Here is a 1,279-nt window from a genome sequence, read left to right as displayed (position 1 = left end):
GTAACTCCGGTCGGGCTACGCCCTCCCTGCGTCACGAGCCCGGCGAAGCTCTCTCATCCTGATTGACGCTGCACTTCCATCCTGATTGCCGCGCCGCAGGGAGGGCATGATCATCCACACGCATTTCGATCTTGCGGGCGTTCCTTGCGCCAATATTGAGCTGGTGCGGTGGCTCCAGAACGGAGCCTACAACAATCGGATCGCGGCGTGCATGATGATGTACTCGTCGCAAGGTTGCCTGACGGGAAACCTGCTTATGTTGCTTAATGGCCGGCGTTTCTCCTACCCGGCAGCACCAGATTGGTAAAGTTGAGCTTTTGGATGGAATGCATTCACATCCTGGATAGTGACGACGCGCTTCTGAAGCCCTGGTCGCAGCTGACGCTCTGATGACCGAACGCAGTCTCAGGGCGGCCGCTCTGGCGGCTGGCGGGATGATTCCTGGGTAACTGGCTTCGCGGCTTCTTCCTATAACGCTCACGTGGGCAGCAGGCGTCTGGTGCTGGACCAGCAAAGACACGCCACCTTCCTGGGAGCGGTTGGCTCCTAGAATCAAAATCATCCGAGTGAACGAACTGTTCTTAGCTCTGCAGACCGCTAAGTTAATCGATCGCTGTCGTGCTGGTGTTCGACGTCTCAGAGGGAAGTTCACGCAGCCTTTGCTCAAGCGGCGTCGGCACGGACATACCTTGCCCGGTGTCAACTACTAGCATTACAGTTATCTTTTTGATTTGACATGAGCGCGTTGAGCGGCAGCCTGATGAGCTCTGCGCCAGAAAGACCATGCGATGATGCGTGCGGGTTGAATACGCTTTCGAGCAAGTCTGATGGCAACGCGGCGGATTTCCTGGATTGACCAACGGATCAGTGGCGGTGTGGTTATGCTTTGGCTTTTGCCGGGGGGCGAGGTTTCGTTTTTTTGGGCGGTGGCGGATTAGCGCGATGTCGGATCGCGGCCATCATGGCGAAGGCGAGCATCACCAAGGACACATGACGGTGCCAGCCATGCCAGGATCTGCTCTCGTTGTGATCCAGCCCGAACTCGTTTTTCGCGGTTTCAAAGCTGTCCTCGATCGCCCATCGATGGCCTTCGACCGCGACCAACGTTTCAATTGATGTTCCCGCTGGGCACCAGGTGGTGAAGAAAGGCGAGGTCATCATCGGCGATGCGACGACGGATCAGTAGACCGCGCGTCCATAAACCATCATTTGCGCTGTTGAACTGCTCGGCCTCGAGGTCGGCCAATTCGAGATAACACCAGTCATGCAGCCGCGGTCC

Annotated in this window: 1 protein-coding gene and 1 pseudogene; one reads left to right on the top strand and one right to left on the bottom strand. The window is 57.2% G+C overall.

Going from position 1 to position 1,279, the window contains the following annotated elements:
- Positions 1–106 precede the first annotated feature (106 nt).
- Complete coding sequence (locus IVB48_RS07800; protein WP_247399148.1) at positions 107–307, top strand: hypothetical protein; 201 nt, start codon at positions 107–109, stop codon at positions 305–307.
- A 572-nt stretch (positions 308–879) separates the two neighbouring features.
- Here the strand turns inward: IVB48_RS07800 and IVB48_RS07795 are convergent.
- Positions 880–1,279: pseudogene (locus IVB48_RS07795) on the bottom strand (transposase); the annotation flags it as partial.

Source organism: Bradyrhizobium sp. 76 (genome assembly GCF_023073025.1).
GTDB lineage: Bacteria > Pseudomonadota > Alphaproteobacteria > Rhizobiales > Xanthobacteraceae > Bradyrhizobium.
This window is presented reverse-complemented; position numbering and strand designations above follow the sequence as displayed.